This is a genomic window from Mesorhizobium sp. M0815 (genome assembly GCF_040319995.1).
Taxonomy (GTDB): domain Bacteria; phylum Pseudomonadota; class Alphaproteobacteria; order Rhizobiales; family Rhizobiaceae; genus Mesorhizobium.
This window is the reverse complement of the sequence record NZ_JAMYOU010000018.1, coordinates 65,935-81,231: the sequence shown is the minus strand read 5'-3', so window position 1 is coordinate 81,231 and position 15,297 is coordinate 65,935. Positions and strand designations below refer to the sequence as shown.

Sequence of the window (15,297 nt, the reverse complement as noted above, 5' to 3'; positions counted from 1 at the left end):
GACTATCTCTGCCGCGCAAACAGAGAGGCTGTTTCGGTGCCTGCACGTAGAGAGATTGTCTCTATTGCATCGCCCGGGCAGACGATCTCTCCTGTATCAGGAAGATGCGGGCAGCAGATCGGCCACTGGCAGCACACTCTCCTCCTTCACCGTCTTGGTGACGATGTAGGTGAAATAGCGGTCTATGCCGATCTCGCGTTCGAGCAGAGTGTCAACCAGCCGCTGATAGGCGTCGATGTCGCGCGCCATCACCTTCAGCAGGTAATCGACGCCGCCACCGACAGACCAGCAGGCGACGATCTCGGGGATGTCGCGGATGACGCGCTCGAAACGGTCGAAATCGGCTTGGCGGTGGCTGGCCAGCGTCACCTCCATCAGCACGGTGGCGACCGGCGCGATGCCACGCATGGCGATCCTGGCGTGATAGCCGGAGACGATGCCGGCCTTTTCCAGCTTGCGCAGCCGCATCCAACACGGCGTCGGCGACAGGCCGACCTTCTCGGCCAGCGCCAGCTTGGTGATGCGCCCGTCGCGCTGGATGGCGTCGAGGATTTTCAGGTCGATCGGATCGAGTTTCGCTGCAGCCATGATCGTCCACTTCCAGTGCCGGACACCATGATGGCGCATTATTTCGATTGTCAATTGCACTGATTTCGATCTCTAATAAGTCATGACATTATGGCGACCAGATCCCGCTCTTATCCGGCGGCCGGCCTACCAATCGCTCGCCGACCAGTTCGCGCGGGCCATCCATGACGGGCGCCTGGCCAATGGCGCCCGGTTGCCGACGCACCGGCAGCTGGCCGACGATCTCAAACTTTCCGTGCAGACGGTCAGCCGCGCCTATGAGGAACTGATCCGCCGCGGGCTGGTGTCCGGCGAGGTCGGCCGCGGCAGCTTCGTGCAGACGCAGCGCCGCGAGCCGGAGCCGCCCTATTTGCCGGAGCGGCTGGGTGAGGTCATCGACCTCTCTATCCTGAAGCCGGTCTGCGAACCGATGCATCTGGAGCGGCTGAAGCAGGCGCTGGGCTGGCTCGCCGAAAACCTGCCGTCGAGCTCGGCGCTGTCGTTCAGGCCGAACATGGTGTTCCCGCGCCACCGCGCGGTGGGTGTCGAGTGGCTACGCTTCTGCGGCCTCGACGCGTCGCCGCAGAACATCAGCCTGACCAACGGCGCCACCGCAGGGATGACAGTGGCGCTGATGAGCGTGGCGCCGCCCGGTTCGACCGTCGCCACCGAGGCGATCGGCCATCACACACTGATCCCGCTGGCGCGTTATCTCGGTTTCAACCTCGAGGGTTTGCCGATCGACGACAATGGCCTGATCCCGGAAGCGCTGGACGAGGCCTGCCGGCTGTCGGACATCCGCGCGGTGTTCGTGCAGCCCTCGGTGATCAACCCTACGGCGACGCTGATGGACGCCGCCCGGCGCGAACAGATTGCCGCCGTTGCGCGCAGGCATGACATCGCCATTATCGAAAACGACGTCCTCGGCCCGCTGGTCGAGGACCGGCCGCCGCCGGTCGCGGCGTTTGCACCCGAGCGCACGCTCTACGTCACCTCCTTCACCAAGATCGTGGTGCCGGGCCTGCGCATCGGCTATCTCGCGGCACCCGATCGTTATGTCGCCGCGGTTGCCAACCGCCACCTCGTCTCGAACTGGATGGCGACGCCGCTGGTGGCCGAGATCGCCACCAAATGGGTGACCGACGGCACCGCGATGGAACTCGTTCGATGGCAGCGGATGGCTTTGCGGCGGCGTCTGGACATCGCCGCCGAGGCGCTCGCCGGAGTGGACTATCGGGCTCATCGCGACGGGCTGCATGTCTGGCTGCAACTGCCCGATGATCGCGGCGAGGAAGGCTTTGTTTCCCAGGCCCGCCTGCAGGGCGTGGCGATCGCGCCCGGCACGTCGTTTCGCATTTCGCAGATGCCTTGGCATCCAGCCGTGCGGATTTCGCTGGGCTCGACCACGGAGGGGGAACTGCGTGCCGGTCTCGGCGTTGTCACCAAGCTTCTGCTCGGCGATCCCGAGCATCTCCTGCTTGCGATCTAGGCAACAATTGGCGGGGAATTGTGCGGAGTCCGAAATATTGTCATGATATTATTTTCTTGATTGACATGATTTGCCGCGATCCGCATCGTTAAAGGTACAGCTTCTCCAGCACGGGAAATTCATTGTCGGCGCCCATCATCAAGATCGACGGCATTTCGAAAAGCTTCGGCACCTTCAAGGTGCTGGATGGCCTCTCGATGCAGGTCATGCCCGGCGAGAAGCTGGCGCTGATCGGCCCGTCGGGTTCGGGCAAGACGACGATCCTGCGCATCCTGATGACGCTAGAGCGTATCGACAGCGGCCATATTCAGGTCGACGGCGAGCAGCTGTACCACATGGAGCGTAACGGCCGGCTGCTGACGGCGGATGAACGGCATTTGGCAAAGATGCGCCAGAAGATCGGCATGGTCTTCCAACTGTTCAATCTGTTTCCGCACAAATGCGTCATCGACAATGTGACGCTGGCACCGATGCTGACCAAAGGCATGCCGCGGGCCGCCGCCGAAAAGCGGGCGATGGAGCTGCTCGACATGGTCGGCATGGTCGACAAGGCCAAAGCGATGCCGGCGCAGCTTTCCGGCGGACAGAAGCAGCGCGTCGCGATTGCCCGGGCGCTGGCGCTGTCGCCGAAGATCATGCTGTTCGACGAGGTCACCTCGGCGCTCGACCCGGAACTCGTCGACGAGGTGCTCAACGTCATGCGCAAGCTCGCCGCCGAGACCGACATGACCATGCTGCTGGTCACCCACGAGATGGGTTTCGCCCATGACTTCGCCGACCGGGTGCTGTTCTTCGATCGCGGCAGAATAGTCGAGGAAGGCAAGCCCGACGAGATTTTCCGCCATCCCAAACAGGAGCGTACGCAAGGTTTCCTGAAGAAGATCATTGCGGCCGGACATCGGGTCTGACTGCCATGCGAGGCGGCGACGCCTCAAGCAAGCCAAGAAGACAGACAAACAAGGAGTTGGGAACAATGAAGAAATTTGCCATTTTGGCCGGCGTCGCCGGTATTGCGCTGACGGCGGTGCTGGCCGCCTCGACGACCGGCTCGGCCGATGACAGCAAGCTCGAAGAGCTCAAGGCGCAAGGCTTTGCCCGCGTCGCCATCGCCAACGAGCCGCCCTATACGGCGGTCGCCGCCGACGGCAAGGTCTCGGGTGCGGCGCCTGACGTTGCCCGTGAAATCTTCAAACGCCTTGGCGTCAACGACATCGTCGCCTCTATCTCGGAATATGGTGCCATGATCCCCGGCTTGCAGGCCGGCCGTTTCGACGTCGTCACCGCCGGCCTGTTCATGAAGCCGGAACGTTGTGCTGCGGTCGCCTATTCGGAACCGGTGCTGTGCGACGCCGAGGCGATGCTGGTGAAGAAGGGCAACCCGAAGGGCTTCAAGAGCTACGAGGACGTCGCCAAGGACACCAGCGCGACGATCGGCGCACCCGGTGGCGGCACAGAGGAAAAGCTGGCGCTCACCGCAGGTGTGCCGCGCGAGCGCGTCATCGTCGTGCCGGACGGCCAGAGCGGCCTGAAGATGCTGCAGGACGGCCGCATCGATGCCTATTCACTGCCAGTGCTGTCGATCAACGACCTGGTCAAGAAAGCCAATGATCCGAACCTCGAAGTCATCGCGCCGGTGGTCGGTGCGCCGGTCTATTGCGATGGCGCGGCCTTCAAAAAGGGCGACGAAGCGCTACGTGATGCCTATGATGTCGAGCTGGCGAAACTGAAGAAGTCCGGCGAGTTCGCCAAGATCATCGAACCCTACGGCTTCTCGGCGGCGGCGGCGATGTCGACGAGCCGCGACAAGCTCTGCTCGGCGAAGTAGGCGCGTTCTTCCTTCTCCCCGTTGACGGGGAGAAGGTGGCCCGAAGGGCGCCGGATGAGGGGCGACGCCCAGCTTTTGACAGATTGGCTCTGCCCCTCATCTGCCTGCCGGCATCTTCTCCCCGTGAATGGGGAGAAGGACGCTGAAGTGATCGCCTCGCCAAATATTCAATGCGGAGCCCTTTCGACCAATGACCCAATGGTCCGGCTATTTCGGCCTGATTTTGCAAGGAGCGCTTGTCACCATCGAGCTGACGCTGATGGGGTCGGTGCTGGCCTTGATCATGGCCTTTCTTGCCGGGCTGGGGCGGCTGTCGCGGTTTTTTGTGCTACGCGCGCTGGCCACCGCCTATATCGAGTTCTTCCGCGGCACCTCGATCTTCGTGCAGCTGTTCTGGGCCTATTTCGTGCTGCCTTTCGCCGGCATCTCGCTGACGCCGCTGCAGGCCGGCGTGCTGGCGCTGGGCCTGAATGTCGGGGCCTATGCGGCGGAAGTGGTGCGCGGCGCCATCAAGTCGATCGGCCGCGAACAATACGAGGCCTGCACCGCGCTCAATCTCGGCCGCTGGCAAGCCATGCGCCATATCATCCTGCCACAGGCACTGCTGGTGATGCTGCCGACCTTCGGCAACAACGCCATTGAATTGCTCAAGGCCACCGCCGTCGTCTCGCTGATCTCGCTTGCCGACCTGACCTTCCAGGCGCAGGTGGTGCGCTCGCAGACCGGCAACACGCTGGTGCCGTTCAGCACCATTCTCGTCATCTATTTCGTGCTGGCGCTACTCATCTCATGGGGCGTGCGGTCGCTGGAACGCCGCATGGCGCGCGGCCTCGACGGGGTGCGCGTCTGATGGATCGGGCTCTGTAATGGAATGGGATTGGGATTTTGTCCGGCAGATCCTGCCGACGCTGATCCAGGGGGTGAAGATCACCATCCTGGCGACGCTGCTCGGCTCGGTGCTGGCGGCCATCGTTGGGCTGGGCATCGCGTTGGCGCGCCGTTCGCCGAACAGGGCTCTGTCGCGCACGATCGGCTTCCTTGCCGAGTTCATCCGCGGCACGCCGCTATTGGTGCAGCTCTATTTCATCTTCTACGTGCTGCCGGATTTCGGCGTCCTGTTGCCGCCGCTGGTGGCGGGCGTCATCGGTCTCGGGCTGCATTACGGCACCTACACAGCCGAGGTCTACCGCGCCGGCATCGATAATGTGCCGCGCGGCCAATGGGAAGCGGCCAAGGCCTGCAATCTGAACGCCACGCAGACCTGGACGCACATCATCATGCCGCAGGCGATCCCGCCGATGATCCCGGCGCTTGCCAATTATTTCATCGCCATGTTCAAAGAGACGCCGCTGCTGTCGGCGATCACCGTGCTGGAACTGATGAACCAGGCCAAGAGCGTCGCCAATACCTATTATCGGTATATCGAACCGATCACCTTGGTCGGCGCCTTCTTCCTCGCCATCAGCCTGTTCTCGGTGGTGCTGCTGCGCTGGCTGGAACACCGTTATGGGCGGATCGAACGATGAGCGCTGCACCCGATATCCGCCTGCGCTCGGCCCGTCCAGCGCTCGATGCACGTCCGCTGGAAAAGCGGGTCGGCCTGATTATCCTTGCCACCGACCATACGAGCGAACCGGATTTTCACCGCATGGTGGCAAGCGATCGTATCGGCGTCTATGTCGCGCGTATTCCCTACGCCAACCCGACGACGCCGGAGAATTTGCGCAAGATGCAGCCGTCACTGACGGCGGGCGCGGCCCTGATCCTTCCTGACGAACCGCTCGATGCGATCTGCTATTCCTGCACCTCGGCCTCCGTCGTGATCGGCGATGCCGAAATCGAGGCGGCGGTGAAGGCCGCGAAACCCGGCGCGCCGGTGGTGACGCCGCCGATGGCCGGAGTGCGCGGCCTGAAGGCGCTGGGCGCCAGGACAATCAGCATCCTCACCCCCTATACGGTCGAGACGAGCCGGCCAATGGCGGCCTATTTCGCGGCACACGGTTTCGAGATCGCCAGCTTCACTTGCCTCGGCTTCGAGGATGACCGCGAGATGGCGCGGATTGCGCCGAAATCCTTGGTCGATCTGGCCCGCGAGGCGACGGCCCCGCAGGCCGACGCGCTGTTCGTGTCCTGCACGGCGCTGCGGTCGGCGCTGGCAGTTGTCGGTATGGAAGAAGCCATCGGCCGTCCCGTCGTCACCAGCAACCAGGCGACAGCCTGGAATTGCCTGCGGCTTTGCGGCGACGACGAGCCACGCCCCGAATTCGGCCGCCTGATGACGCTGCCGTTGAACTGATTGCAGAGCCATGACCACGTCCAGGATAAGCCTCTCCGATATCCGCGCCGCACGCGAGCGCATCGCAGGCAAGGTCGAGCGCACGCCGACCGTCACTTCCCCGAGTCTTTCCCAACACTTGGACGCTCCTGTTTATCTCAAGCTCGAACATCGGCAGACCACCGGCGCCTTCAAGTTGCGCGGTGCCTCAAACGCTATCGCCTCGTTGACAGAAGAGGAGAGCGCGCGCGGCGTCGTCGCGGCCTCGACCGGCAACCATGGCCGGGCGCTTGCCTATGCCGCTCGACTGCAAGGCATCCACGCGACGATCTGCATGTCGCGGCTGGTGCCTGAGAACAAGCTCGAGGAAATCCGTCGGCTCGGCGCCGAGATCCGCATCGTCGGCAACAGCCAGGACGATGCGCAGCGGGAGGTCGAACGGCTGGTCGCGGAAGAGGGGCTGATCATGCTGCCGCCTTTCGATCATCCTGCGGTCGTTGCCGGGCAAGGAACACTTGGGCTGGAGATCATGGAACAAGTTGCGGACGCCGCGCTGGTGTTGGTGCCGCTTTCCGGCGGTGGGCTGGCGGCTGGCGTTGCCGCTGCCGTCAAGGGCGTCAGCCCGGCAACGAGGGTCATCGGCGTTTCGATGGCGCGCGGTGCGGCGATGAAGGCAAGCCTCGACGCCGGGCATCCGGTGTCGGTCGAGGAACTGCCGACGCTGGCCGACTCGCTCGGCGGCGGCATTGGGCTCGACAACCGGCTGACCTTCGCCATGTGCCGTGATCTGCTCGATGATGTGATCCTGCTCAGTGAGGACGAGATCGCCGCCGGCATCCGCCATGCTTATGAGCAGGAGCGCGAGATCGTCGAAGGCGCCGGCGCGGTCGGCATTGCGGCTGTGCTTGCCGGCAAGGTCGGGGCGAACGGCCCGACGGTGCTCGTGCTGTCCGGCCGCAACATCGACATGACACTGCACCGCAAGATCATTTGCGGCGAAGCAATTGCGGAGAGCGCAGCATGAGCCGAATGACGATCCTCACCGAAGCTGAATTGCGCAAGATCGTGAAGCTTGATCTCGATGCCGTTGCCTGTGTCGAGAACGCGTTTCGCGCGCTCGCCACCTTGCTGGTGGCGATGCCGCCGATCCTGCGGCTCGACATTCCCGAGCATCGCGGCGAGGTCGATGTCAAGACCGCCTATGTGCCGGGCATCGACGGTTTTGCGATCAAGATCAGCCCCGGCTTTTTCGATAATCCGAAGCTCGGCCTGCCTAGCGTCAACGGCATGATGGTGCTGCTGTCGGCGAAGACCGGGCTGGTCGAGGCGCTGCTGCTCGACAATGGCTATCTCACCGACATCCGCACGGCGGCGGCCGGCGCGGTCGCCGCCAAACATCTGTCGCGTCCGGACTCCTCCGTTGCCGCAATCTTCGGCGCCGGTGTTCAGGCCGGACTGCAGCTCGAGGCGCTGATGCTGGTGCGGTCGATCACCGAGGCTCGGATCTGGGCAAGGGATGCCGCCAAGGCCGAAGCCGCGGCGGACGCATTGTCCGAAAGACTGGGCATCGCCGTTCACGCCGAGCCGGACGCGGCAAAGGCTGCGGCCGATGCCGACATCATCGTCACCACGACGCCGTCGACCGAGCCGCTGATCAAGGCCGGCTTCGTCTCCGCCGGCCAGCACATCACCGCGATGGGCTCGGACGCGGAGCACAAGAACGAGATCGCGCCGGCGATCCTGCGCATGGCCGACCTCTACGTCGCCGACAGTGCGAAACAGACGCGGCGCCTGGGCGAACTGCACCATGCCATCGTGGCGGGCGTGATGGCGGCCGATGCCGAGATCACCGAGCTTGGCCACATCATCGCCGGCGAAAGGCATGGCCGGCGTTCGGACAGCGACATCACCATTGCCGATCTGACCGGCACCGGCGTGCAGGACACGGCGATCGCCACGCTCGCCCGCGACCGTGCGCGTGCAGCCAAGACCGGTACGATTTTCGAAAGCTGATACCGGCCGCAAGGCCCAACAAACGAGGACCAAGAACAATGCAGCCTAATTTGAAATTCTCGCGCGGCGAATATGCGGAGCGCCTCGCCAAGACGCGGAAGGCGATGGAGGCCAAGGGCGTCGATCTGCTTGTTGTCAGCGATCCGTCCAACATGGCCTGGCTGACCGGCTATGACGGCTGGTCGTTCTACGTACACCAGGCGGTCGTAGTGCCACCGTCGGGCGAGCCGGTGTGGTACGGGCGCGGCCAGGACGCCAACGGCGCCAAGCGCACCGCCTATCTCGCGCACGATAACATCGTCGGCTATGCCGACAACTATGTGCAGTCGACCGAGCGCCATCCGATGGATTTTCTGTCCAGCGTGCTCGCCGATCGTGGCTGGGGCAAGCTCAGCATCGGTGTCGAGATGGACAATTACTGGTTCTCTGCTGCTGCCTTCGCATCGCTGCAGAAGCACTTGCCCAATGCCCGCTTCGTCGATGCCACGGCACTGGTCAACTGGCAGCGCGCGGTGAAGAGCCCGACCGAAATCGACTACATGCGCAAAGCCGCCCGCATCGTCGAAGCGATGCACCAGCGCATCGTCGACAAGATCGAAGTCGGCATGCGCAAATGCGACCTGGTCGCCGAGATCTATGATGCCGGCACGCGCGGCGTCGACGGCATTGGCGGCGACTATCCGGCGATCGTGCCGCTGCTGCCGTCCGGCGCCGACGCATCGGCACCGCATCTGACTTGGGACGACAGGCCGATGAAATCGGGCGAGGGCACTTTCTTCGAGATCGCCGGCTGCTACAACCGCTACCATTGTCCGCTGTCGCGCACCGTTTTCCTCGGCAAACCGACGCAGGAATTCCTCGATGCCGAAAAGGCGACGCTGGAAGGCATGGAGGCCGGGCTTGCCGCCGCCAAGCCCGGCAACACTTGCGAGGACATCGCCAACGCCTTCTTCGCGGTTCTGAAGAAATACGGCATCGTGAAGGACAACCGCACCGGCTATCCGATCGGGCTTTCCTATCCGCCGGACTGGGGCGAACGCACGATGAGCCTGCGCCCAGGCGACCGCACCGAGCTCAAGCCCGGCATGACCTTCCATTTCATGACCGGCCTGTGGCTGGAGACGATGGGCTTGGAAATCACCGAATCCATCCTGATTACCGAAACCGGGGTCGAGTGCCTGGCCAATGTGCCGCGCAAGCTGGTGGTGAAGAATTGAGCCCGATGTCCAGCCTTCGCCCATCACCGATCACGCCGAGCGTCGATTTCGAGCGCGACGGCGTGCAGCACGGTTTCTTGCGCCTGCCTTACAGCCGTGACGATTCCGCCTGGGGATCGGTGATGATCCCGATCTGCGTCATCCGCAACGGCAACGGGCCGAGTGCATTGCTCACCGGCGGTAATCATGGCGACGAATATGAGGGGCCGCTGGCGCTTTACGATCTCGCCCGCACGCTCGATCCGAGGCAGGTCAGCGGCACGGTCATCATCGTGCCGGCGATGAATTATCCGGCGTTCCGCGCCGGCACGCGCACCTCGCCGATCGACAAGGGCAATCTCAACCGCAGCTTTCCCGGCCGGCCCGACGGTACGGTGACCGAGAAGATCGCCGATTATTTCCAGCGCGAACTTCTGCCGCGCACCGACATCGCGCTCGATTTCCATTCCGGCGGCAAGACGCTCGACTTCGTGCCGTTCTGCGCCGCCCATATCCGGCCCGACAAGGTGCTGGAAGAGAAGGGGTTCGCTGCGGTTGAAGCTTTCTCGGCACCCTGGTCGATGAAGATGCTGGAGATCGACGCGGTCGGCATGTTCGACACTGCCGCCGAAGAGATGGGCAAGCTGTTCATCACCACCGAGCTCGGCGGCGGCGGAACTTCGCGCGCGGAAACGGTGCGGATCGCGCGTCGCGGCGTGCTCAATGTGCTGCGCCATGCCGGCATCGTCGCCGGCGCGGTCGAGATGCAGCCGACCCGCTGGCTCGACATGCCATCGGGAGATTGCTTCTCGTTCGCCGAGGACGACGGGATGATCGAAACCATGATCGATCTCGGCGAGCCGGTGGCAGAAAACCAGGTGCTGGCGCGCATCCATTCGATCGGCCGCACCGGGGGCGCTCCGCAGGAGATCCGGGCCAAAATGTCCGGTCTGTTGGCGGCGCGGCATTTCCCCGGATTGGTCAAGACTGGCGACTGTGCCGCCGTGGTGGCCGTGCTGGTCGATTGAGGCTAGGAAGCCGATGTCGGAAACGGCTCGGCCTTGCCTTTGGCGCGGTCGCCGATGGCAAAGACGGCGCTCGCCTCGCTGACGATCGAGACATGATCCTTGGCGGCTGTTCCGGCGGCCGTACTGTCGCCGCGCATGATTGCGGTAACGATGGCGTCATGCTCCTGCCACGACTGGGCCAGCCGGCCGGGCAGCATGAATTGCGCGCGCCGGAACGGCGCCAGACGGCTGCGGGTCATGACGGTCAGTTCATAAATGTGCTTGCTGTGGGCGCCGCGATAGAGCCGGGTGTGGAACCCGGTGTTGAAAAGCTCATACTCTTCTTCGGCCCCGAGCTGCACAAAGCGCGCGGAGGCTTGATGCTCAGCCTCCAGCGTGCGGCGCTCGCCGGCGGTCATGCGCTCGGCCGAGAACCGCGCGCAGATCGCTTCGAGCTCGGCCATGCTCTCGAACATCGAGGCGAGGTGCTCCTGCGTCATCACCGCGACGGTGGCGCCGCGGTTGGGCCGCCTTTCGACCAGTCCCATGGCACTGAGCCGGCTGAGCGCTTCCCGGATCGGCGTACGTGAGACGTCGAAGCGGGCGGCGAGCGAGGCTTCGTCGAGTTTTTCGCCGGGACGCAGGAAACCGGTGACGATCCGGTCGCTGATCGCCCTCACCATCTGATCGACGGTCGTGCCCGACCTGATCAAATTGCGCTTTGCCGACACGTCTCCTCCGTCCAGTCTCTTCGCGCAGCCATAAGCCACGCACCGGCTTCGATTCCTCCGCAGCTCTGTATGCCTATGTTTTAGCCTTCATGTCAAATTGGCCGTTTTAGAGGCAAAAAGTGTATGCAATTGCTCCGGCTTTGTGCAGGCCACATCGGCACACTCGTTGATATTGCTGAATAAATCCCATTTCTGAAACTGGCACGCTGATTGCATACACTTCTTTCATTGAGGTGTTAACCGGCCCCAAAGGCCCCATAGAGGGAGCATTCACATGACCGAGCGATTCATGCTTAGCCGCCGCGACCTGCTCAAGACTTCCGCCGCCGGAGCGGCGCTCGGTCTTGCGTCCGCATCGTTTCCGATCAGCAGGGCCTTCGCCGCGACCGCAACCGTCGGCTTCATCTATGTCGGGCCAAAGGACGATTACGGCTACAACCAGGCGCATGCCGAAGGCGCCGCCACGCTGAAGGGGATCGAAGGCATTTCCGTCGTCGAAGAGGAGAACGTGCCGGAGACGGTCGACGTGCAGAAGACGATGGAATCGATGATCAATCTCGACGGTGCGTCGCTGATCTTCCCGACCTCGTTCGGCTATTTCGATCCGCATATGCTGGCCATGTGCGCGAAATTCCCCGACGTGCAGTTCCGTCATTGCGGCGGCATGTGGAACAAGGACAAGCATCCGATGAATGCCGGTTCCTATTTCGGCTATATCGGCATGGGCCAGTATCTGAACGGCGTCGTCGCCGGCCACACCAGCAAAACCAAGAAGCTCGGCTTCGTCGCGGCAAAGCCGATCCCGCAGGTGCTGCTCAACATCAATTCCTTCCTGCTCGGCGCGCGCTCGGTCGACCCGACCATCACCTGCCAGGTGATCTTCACCGGCGAGTGGTCGCTGGCGGTCAAGGAGGCGGAGGCCACCAATGCGCTGGTCGACCAGGGCGCCGACGTCATCACCTGTCATGTCGACAGCCCCAAGGTGGTGGTCGAGACGGCGGCCGGACGTGGCGCCTTCGTCTGCGGCTATCATGCCAACCAGAGCCCGCTGGCGCCGGAGAAATACCTGACCGGCGCGGAATGGAACTGGGCCAAGGTCTACAAGATGTTCGTCGACGATCTGGTGGCCGGCACGCCGCTGCCCAATTTCACACGCGGTGGCCTGGCAGACGGCTTCGTCAAGATGAGCCCGCTCGGCCCCGCCGTCGGCGATGCCGCCCGCAAGCAGTTCGACGGCACGCTGGCCGAAATGATGAAAGGCGGATTTTCCGTCATCAAGGGTCCGCTGAAGAGCAACAAGGGCGTCGTCGTCGCGACCGAGGGCCAGGCCTTCGTCGAGACCGCGCTCGAGCTCGAAAGCATGGACTACCTCGTCGAGGGCGTCGTCGGTTCGACCGCCTGAACCGGATCGGAGACGGGCCATGGCAGACACGGTCAGCACTGCGGGCGCACCGGCGCTGTTTGGCGCCAGGAATTATCGGGCGGCACTCGAATGGGTGGCACGGCGCGCCGAAGCCTTCGTCATCCCGCTCGCGGCGCTGATCGTCGGCATGGTGCTGTTCAGCCTATTCATCGCGCTGGTCGGCAAGTCGCCGGTCCAGCTCTACGAGACGATGTGGCGCGGCGGCTTCGGCTCGTGGTTCTCGATCCAGAACTCGCTGTCGCGGGCAGCACCGCTTCTGCTGGCAGCGCTCTGCGTGGCGCTGCCGGCTCGGCTCGGCCTCGTCGTCATCGGCGGCGAAGGCGCGATTGTGCTGGGCGGCGTTGCCGCCGCCGCCATCGGCGTCGCGGCGAATGGCGCGCCGGCTTTTGTGGTCATCCTGCTGATGGGCGTGGCGGGCATGGTCGCCGGCGGCATCTGGATAGGTGCCGTCGGCGCACTCCGCCACTACCGCGCCGTCAACGAAACCATATCCAGCCTGCTGATGGCCTATATCGCCATCGCGCTGATGAACCATCTGGTCGAAGGGCCGCTGCGCGATCCGGCCTCGCTCAACAAACCCTCGACCGAGCCGCTGGCGGATGCCTACCGCATCGGCAACATTCCAGGCATGGACGTGCACTGGGGCCTTGTCGTCGGCATCGTCGCCTGCGTCCTGTCCTGGCTGTTGATCGAAAAGACGCGCTGGGGGTTTGCCGCCCGCATTGCCGGCGGCAATGTCAGGGCGGCCCAGGTGCAAGGGCTTGCCGTCGGCCCGCTGATCGTCGGCTTTACCGGGCTCGCCGGCGGCTTTGCCGGGCTGGCCGGCATGCTGGAAGTCGGCGCCGTGCAAGGCAGCGCCAACGCCTCGCTCGCCGCCGGCTACGGCTATACCGGCATCCTCGTCGCCTTCCTCGCCCGCCACAATCCGCTCGCCATCATCCCGGTCGCTTTCCTGCTCGGCGGCATCGGCGCTTCCGGCGGGCTGATCCAGCGCCGCATGGACCTGCCCGACGCCACCGTGCTGGTGCTGCAAGGCATGCTCTTCGTGGTCATCCTGTTCAGCGAAACCTTTTACGGCCGCTTCAAGGTTTTCAATCCCGATCTGTGGAAGAGGGGCTCCTGATGGACGCGACCGAGATCGGCCTGTGGGGCGTGCCGCTCGCCATTCTCGGCGGCGCCATCCGCGTCTCGACGCCGTTCATCTTCGTGTCGCTCGGCGAAGCCATCACCGAGCGCTCCGGCCGCATCAATCTCGGCCTCGAAGGCACGCTGGTCTTCGGCGCAATGACCGCCTATGCGGTAGCAGTGGTGACCGGCTCGCCATGGCTCGGCGTGCTGGCTGCCGCCGGTGCCGGTCTTTGCTTCGGGCTGTTCCATGGCTGGATCTGCAAATTCCGCGGGGTTAACGACATCGCCATCGGCATCGCGCTGATGCTGTTCGGCTCGGGTCTCGCCTTCTTCTTCGGCAAGCCGTTCATCCAGCCCTCGGCGCCAGACCTGCCGGCCATCGCCTTCGGTGGCTGGTCGAATATTCCGCAGGTGCAGGCGGCGCTCAACGTCAACGTGCTGTTCCTGATCGGGGCCGCACTTGCGCTGTTCCTGTGGTGGGCCTTCCGTAACACCCGCGCCGGCCTGATCGTACGCGTCGTCGGCGACAGCTCCGATGCGGCGCGCGCCATGGGCCTCAATCCCAACACCGTGCGCCTGCTTGCGACAGGCGTCGGCGGCGCGCTCGCCGGCATCGGCGGCGCCTATCTGTCGCTCTATTACCCCGGCAGCTGGACCGAACGCATCTCGTCGGGGCAGGGGCTGATGGCGGTGGCGCTGGTCATCTTCGCACGCTGGAACCCGCTCGGCTGCTTTGCCGCGGCACTGTTGTTCGGCGGCGCCGGGGCGCTAGGCCCGGCGTTGCAATCGGTCGGGGTAACGCAGGGCTACTATCTCTTCTACGCCGCACCTTACATCCTCACGCTCATCATCATGATCGCCACCTCGTCGCCGAGCCGCTCGCTTGCCGGCGCGCCGGGCGAGTTGTCGATCACCAAATGACTGGAGTTTTCCCGATGAACGCCAGAGCCGAGATCACCCAGCGCTACATCGACGCCGACCCTTATCCATGGCCCTACAATGGCGAGCTGCGGTCGGACAATACGGCTCTGATCATCATCGATATGCAGACCGATTTCTGCGGGCCGGGCGGCTATGTCGATCATATGGGCTACGATCTTTCGCTGGTGCGGGCGCCGATCGAGCCGATCAAGTCGGTGCTTGCAGCCATGCGGGCCCAGGGCTACACCATCATCCACACGCGCGAGGGCCACCGGCCCGATCTCGCCGACCTGCCGGCCAACAAGTGCTGGCGCTCACGCCGCATCAATGCCGGCATTGGCGACCCCGGACCTTGCGGGCGCATCCTGGTGCGCGGCGAACCAGGCTGGGATATCATCCCCGACCTCTATCCGGCGGCGGGCGAACCGATCATCGACAAGCCGGGCAAGGGCTCGTTCTGCGCCACCGATCTGGAGCTGATCCTGCACCAGCGCGGCATCGAAAACATCGTGCTGACCGGCATCACCACCGATGTCTGCGTCCACACGACCATGCGCGAGGCCAATGATCGCGGCTTCGAATGCGTGATGCTTGAGGACTGCTGCGGCGCGACCGACTACGGCAACCATCTCGCCGCGATCAAGATGATCAAGATGCAGGGCGGCGTGTTCGGCGCGGTGTCGAGCTCGGCGTCCTTCGTCGCGCAGCTGCCGTGAGGGGGC

General features: G+C 64.0%; 16 protein-coding genes. 14 read left to right on the top strand and 2 right to left on the bottom strand.

All coding sequences use genetic code 11. The annotated features are described in order from the left end of the window. Window positions 1–96: 96 nt before the first annotated feature. Window positions 97–588 carry an Lrp/AsnC family transcriptional regulator gene (locus NKI01_RS20240; RefSeq protein WP_352964374.1) on the bottom strand — a complete coding sequence of 164 codons (492 nt, stop codon included), beginning with the start codon at window positions 586–588 and terminating at the stop codon, window positions 97–99. An 82-nt stretch (window positions 589–670) separates the two neighbouring features. Between NKI01_RS20240 and ehuR the strand changes: the two genes are divergently transcribed. The 10 genes from ehuR to doeB all read left to right on the top strand — a co-directional run bounded on the left by ehuR (window position 671) and on the right by doeB (window position 10,393). Beyond that, window positions 671–2,056, top strand: coding sequence for a MocR-like ectoine utilization transcription factor EhuR (gene ehuR / locus NKI01_RS20235; protein ID WP_352484027.1), 1,386 nt, complete (start codon window positions 671–673; stop codon window positions 2,054–2,056). Window positions 2,057–2,178: 122 nt separating this feature from the next. After that, a complete protein-coding gene (gene ehuA, locus NKI01_RS20230; protein ID WP_352524912.1) occupies window positions 2,179–2,964 on the top strand; it encodes an ectoine/hydroxyectoine ABC transporter ATP-binding protein EhuA in 786 nt (261 codons plus the stop codon). A gap of 65 nt (window positions 2,965–3,029) precedes the next feature. After that, window positions 3,030–3,881 carry an ectoine/hydroxyectoine ABC transporter substrate-binding protein EhuB gene (gene ehuB, locus NKI01_RS20225; protein WP_352484026.1) on the top strand — a complete coding sequence of 284 codons (852 nt, stop codon included), beginning with the start codon at window positions 3,030–3,032 and terminating at the stop codon, window positions 3,879–3,881. 190 nt (window positions 3,882–4,071) lie between these two features. Beyond that, complete coding sequence (ehuC, locus tag NKI01_RS20220) at window positions 4,072–4,731, top strand: ectoine/hydroxyectoine ABC transporter permease subunit EhuC (protein ID WP_023720654.1); 660 nt, start codon at window positions 4,072–4,074, stop codon at window positions 4,729–4,731. A gap of 16 nt (window positions 4,732–4,747) precedes the next feature. Beyond that, window positions 4,748–5,407, top strand: coding sequence for an ectoine/hydroxyectoine ABC transporter permease subunit EhuD (gene ehuD / locus NKI01_RS20215; RefSeq protein WP_023720653.1), 660 nt, complete (start codon window positions 4,748–4,750; stop codon window positions 5,405–5,407). After that, on the top strand, window positions 5,404–6,177 hold the full coding sequence (eutA, locus tag NKI01_RS20210) for an ectoine utilization protein EutA (RefSeq protein WP_352484025.1): 774 nt from the start codon (window positions 5,404–5,406) through the stop codon (window positions 6,175–6,177). Before ehuD ends, eutA begins: the two co-directional genes overlap by 4 nt. A 10-nt stretch (window positions 6,178–6,187) precedes the next feature. Then, window positions 6,188–7,180, top strand: coding sequence for a hydroxyectoine utilization dehydratase EutB (eutB, locus tag NKI01_RS20205; RefSeq protein WP_352484024.1), 993 nt, complete (start codon window positions 6,188–6,190; stop codon window positions 7,178–7,180). Then, window positions 7,177–8,169: a cyclodeaminase gene (locus NKI01_RS20200; RefSeq protein WP_352964372.1), complete on the top strand. Its 993-nt coding sequence runs from the start codon at window positions 7,177–7,179 to the stop codon at window positions 8,167–8,169. The genes eutB and NKI01_RS20200 overlap by 4 nt, the downstream gene beginning before the upstream one ends. 38 nt (window positions 8,170–8,207) lie before the next feature. Beyond that, window positions 8,208–9,386, top strand: coding sequence for an ectoine hydrolase DoeA (gene doeA / locus NKI01_RS20195; RefSeq protein WP_352909602.1), 1,179 nt, complete (start codon window positions 8,208–8,210; stop codon window positions 9,384–9,386). A 5-nt stretch (window positions 9,387–9,391) separates the two neighbouring features. Then, window positions 9,392–10,393 (top strand): N(2)-acetyl-L-2,4-diaminobutanoate deacetylase DoeB, encoded by a 1,002-nt coding sequence (doeB, locus tag NKI01_RS20190; protein ID WP_352964370.1) that lies wholly within the window; start codon window positions 9,392–9,394, stop codon window positions 10,391–10,393. 2 nt (window positions 10,394–10,395) lie between these two features. On the opposite strand, the gene NKI01_RS20185 is transcribed toward doeB, so the two are convergent. After that, complete coding sequence (locus NKI01_RS20185; RefSeq protein WP_198030523.1) at window positions 10,396–11,055, bottom strand: GntR family transcriptional regulator; 660 nt, start codon at window positions 11,053–11,055, stop codon at window positions 10,396–10,398. A 322-nt stretch (window positions 11,056–11,377) separates the two neighbouring features. Between NKI01_RS20185 and NKI01_RS20180 the strand changes: the two genes are divergently transcribed. Genes NKI01_RS20180 through biuH form a run of 4 tightly spaced genes read left to right on the top strand, consistent with a single transcriptional unit; the run spans window position 11,378 to window position 15,291 of the window. After that, window positions 11,378–12,505, top strand: coding sequence for a BMP family ABC transporter substrate-binding protein (locus NKI01_RS20180; protein WP_023720646.1), 1,128 nt, complete (start codon window positions 11,378–11,380; stop codon window positions 12,503–12,505). 19 nt (window positions 12,506–12,524) lie between these two features. Further along, the gene (locus tag NKI01_RS20175; RefSeq protein WP_352639440.1) at window positions 12,525–13,649 is read left to right on the top strand and encodes an ABC transporter permease; all 1,125 of its coding nucleotides are present in this window, start codon (window positions 12,525–12,527) and stop codon (window positions 13,647–13,649) included. Then, on the top strand, window positions 13,649–14,575 hold the full coding sequence (locus NKI01_RS20170; protein ID WP_023720644.1) for an ABC transporter permease: 927 nt from the start codon (window positions 13,649–13,651) through the stop codon (window positions 14,573–14,575). The genes NKI01_RS20175 and NKI01_RS20170 overlap by 1 nt, the downstream gene beginning before the upstream one ends. A gap of 14 nt (window positions 14,576–14,589) precedes the next feature. Beyond that, complete coding sequence (gene biuH / locus NKI01_RS20165) at window positions 14,590–15,291, top strand: biuret amidohydrolase (RefSeq protein WP_352964367.1); 702 nt, start codon at window positions 14,590–14,592, stop codon at window positions 15,289–15,291. The last annotated feature ends 6 nt before the right edge of the window (window positions 15,292–15,297 follow it).

Bases quoted from the DNA above. Each gene is read 5' to 3' on its own strand.
- NKI01_RS20240 (WP_352964374.1), bottom strand. From the start codon at position 588: ATGGCTGCAGCGAAACTCGATCCGATCGACCTGAAAATCCTCGACGCC.
- ehuR (WP_352484027.1), top strand. From the start codon at position 671: ATGACATTATGGCGACCAGATCCCGCTCTTATCCGGCGGCCGGCCTAC.
- ehuB (WP_352484026.1), top strand. From the start codon at position 3,030: ATGAAGAAATTTGCCATTTTGGCCGGCGTCGCCGGTATTGCGCTGACG.
- ehuC (WP_023720654.1), top strand. From the start codon at position 4,072: ATGACCCAATGGTCCGGCTATTTCGGCCTGATTTTGCAAGGAGCGCTT.
- ehuD (WP_023720653.1), top strand. From the start codon at position 4,748: ATGGAATGGGATTGGGATTTTGTCCGGCAGATCCTGCCGACGCTGATC.
- eutA (WP_352484025.1), top strand. From the start codon at position 5,404: ATGAGCGCTGCACCCGATATCCGCCTGCGCTCGGCCCGTCCAGCGCTC.
- eutB (WP_352484024.1), top strand. From the start codon at position 6,188: ATGACCACGTCCAGGATAAGCCTCTCCGATATCCGCGCCGCACGCGAG.
- NKI01_RS20200 (WP_352964372.1), top strand. From the start codon at position 7,177: ATGAGCCGAATGACGATCCTCACCGAAGCTGAATTGCGCAAGATCGTG.
- doeA (WP_352909602.1), top strand. From the start codon at position 8,208: ATGCAGCCTAATTTGAAATTCTCGCGCGGCGAATATGCGGAGCGCCTC.
- doeB (WP_352964370.1), top strand. From the start codon at position 9,392: ATGTCCAGCCTTCGCCCATCACCGATCACGCCGAGCGTCGATTTCGAG.
- NKI01_RS20185 (WP_198030523.1), bottom strand. From the start codon at position 11,055: ATGGTGAGGGCGATCAGCGACCGGATCGTCACCGGTTTCCTGCGTCCC.
- NKI01_RS20180 (WP_023720646.1), top strand. From the start codon at position 11,378: ATGACCGAGCGATTCATGCTTAGCCGCCGCGACCTGCTCAAGACTTCC.
- NKI01_RS20175 (WP_352639440.1), top strand. From the start codon at position 12,525: ATGGCAGACACGGTCAGCACTGCGGGCGCACCGGCGCTGTTTGGCGCC.
- NKI01_RS20170 (WP_023720644.1), top strand. From the start codon at position 13,649: ATGGACGCGACCGAGATCGGCCTGTGGGGCGTGCCGCTCGCCATTCTC.
- biuH (WP_352964367.1), top strand. From the start codon at position 14,590: ATGAACGCCAGAGCCGAGATCACCCAGCGCTACATCGACGCCGACCCT.